Annotated in this window: 3 protein-coding genes; 2 read left to right on the plus strand and 1 reads right to left on the minus strand. The window is 71.8% G+C overall.

What is annotated here, in order from left to right; genetic code table 11:
- Positions 1-260: 260 nt before the first annotated feature.
- Positions 261-1,304, plus strand: a complete 1,044-nt coding sequence (locus PLP61_RS12835; RefSeq protein WP_324503122.1) for a putative endonuclease domain-containing protein — start codon at positions 261-263, stop codon at positions 1,302-1,304.
- Positions 1,305-1,474: 170 nt separating this feature from the next.
- Positions 1,475-1,714 carry an alcohol dehydrogenase catalytic domain-containing protein gene (locus tag PLP61_RS17135; protein ID WP_502889049.1) on the plus strand — a complete coding sequence of 80 codons (240 nt, stop codon included), beginning with the start codon at positions 1,475-1,477 and terminating at the stop codon, positions 1,712-1,714.
- On the opposite strand, the gene PLP61_RS12840 is transcribed toward PLP61_RS17135, so the two are convergent.
- Positions 1,611-1,841, minus strand: a 231-nt coding sequence (locus tag PLP61_RS12840; RefSeq protein WP_324503123.1) for a hotdog family protein, incomplete at its 5' end; no start/stop codon positions are given. The genes PLP61_RS17135 and PLP61_RS12840 overlap by 104 nt on opposite strands.

Genomic DNA, 1,841 nt, shown 5'->3' on the forward strand with positions numbered 1-1,841 from the left:
AGCCGGACCACCCGACGAAGCCGGACCACCCGACCAAGCCGGACCACCCGACCAAGCCCTGACGAGCTCCACCATGGACGCGGTGCGGACCCTGAGGCAGGGTCCGCATCCTCGTGTCGCGGCTAGCAGGGCGACCGGGGTGGGGCCGCCGGACCTGACTTCGGCCCGTAACCGTCCACAGCGCGACCCACGCCACCACTCGTCCCCAGGCCGTGAAAGGTCGGCGGCCCGCACCCGGTCCTGGAGTCCACCCTCGGCCCATGACACAGGGCGCCTTCCACCCCACCTGCGCGTTCCCCGACGACCTGGTGCGGCCGGTGCGGATCGACCCCACGGGCGTCACGGGGCCGACCCCCGGTCAGGCACAGCGCGGGCGGTGGCGGGCGTGCGCGCACGGATGGTACGTCCCCGCTGCCACCGACTCGACCCGTGTCGAGCAGCGCATCCTGGAGCAGGCGGTGCGGCTCGGTCCCGGGGGTGCACTCACGGGATGGGCGAGTCTGCGGTGGCGCGGGGCGGCGTACTTCGACGGCACGGCGGTGGAGGGAGCCGCACTCCGTCCCGTCCCCCTGCTGCGCAGCGCCGGCGGCAACCTGACGCGTGAGTCGGCAGCGGCCATCAGCCGCTGCCAGCTCGCCCCGTCGGAGATCGAGATCGTGCACGGCGTGCCGTGCACCACCGTTCAGCGGGCGCTCTTCGACGAGATGCGGTTCGCGGTGAGCCTGCGGGAAGCGGTCGTGGCAGCCGACATGACAGCCGCAGCCGGGCTCATCACTCCGGCGATCATGGCGGTCTACGTCAGCCACCGTCCGGCCTGGATGGGCGTCCCCCTCGTGCGCCGGGCCTTGCTGCTGTGCATCGTGGACAGCCGCTCACCGCAGGAGACCAGGTTGCGGCTGGTGTGGATCCTGGACGCGCGGCTGCCGCCGCCCCTCTGCAACCGGCCGGTCTTCGACCGAGCAGGGAACCTGCTCGGCTACCCCGACCTGCTCGATCCGGTGGCCGGGGTCGTGGGGGAGTACGACGGCGCGGACCACCGAACGGCCTCGCGGCACCGCAGGGATGTCACCCGCGAGGCTGCTTTCCGCGACCACGGACTCGAGTTCTTCAGAGTGGTCGGCGGGGACCTGGGCAACCGGGCACTCGTGGTCGACCGGATGCTCTCGGCTCGCAGGCGCGCGAGGTTCCTCCCCGAGGAGGACCGTGCGTGGACGCTGGTCCCACCCCCGTGGTGGGAGCAGCCGGAGAGCCTGGACCACCGGCTCGTCCGACTCGGCGCGGTCAGGGCGCTCACCCACACCTGAGCGCTGCCTGAGGTAGTCCGCCGCGATTCCCATCATCTCCCGTGCCGAAATGATGATTTGCGCGGCGGACTATCGCTGCGAGGGTGGGGGATGATGGGCGCATGCGAGCGATCCTGTACGACGAGACCGGCGGGCCGGAGGTGCTGCACCTCGTCGAGCGGGAGCGGCCGATGCCCGGGCCGGGCGAGGTGCTGGTGCGGGTCCACGTGTCCGGGGTCAACCCGACGGACTGGAAGACCCGGGCCGGGATCACGCCGAGTCCCCGGACCGGAGACAAGGTCCCCCACCACGACGGCGCAGGCGAGATCACGGCAGTCGGTGAGGGCGTCGGGGCCAGTCGCGTGGGTGAAAGGGTGTGTACTCGTGCAGCAGCATCGGCGCCCGGAACGCCATCTCCGAAAAGAAGCTGAAGACGACGAGGCCGCTGACCGCGTCCAGCTCCTTCTTCGACTCGAGCTCGCCCTCGACCCGGATCGTGTCGCCGATCCGCCCCGGCCGCTTGATGGCGACGCGCTCGAAGCCGCGCAGCGCCAGCAC

The sequence above is a fragment of the Nocardioides sp. genome, from assembly GCF_035429765.1.
Classification (GTDB): Bacteria; Actinomycetota; Actinomycetes; order Propionibacteriales; family Nocardioidaceae; genus Nocardioides.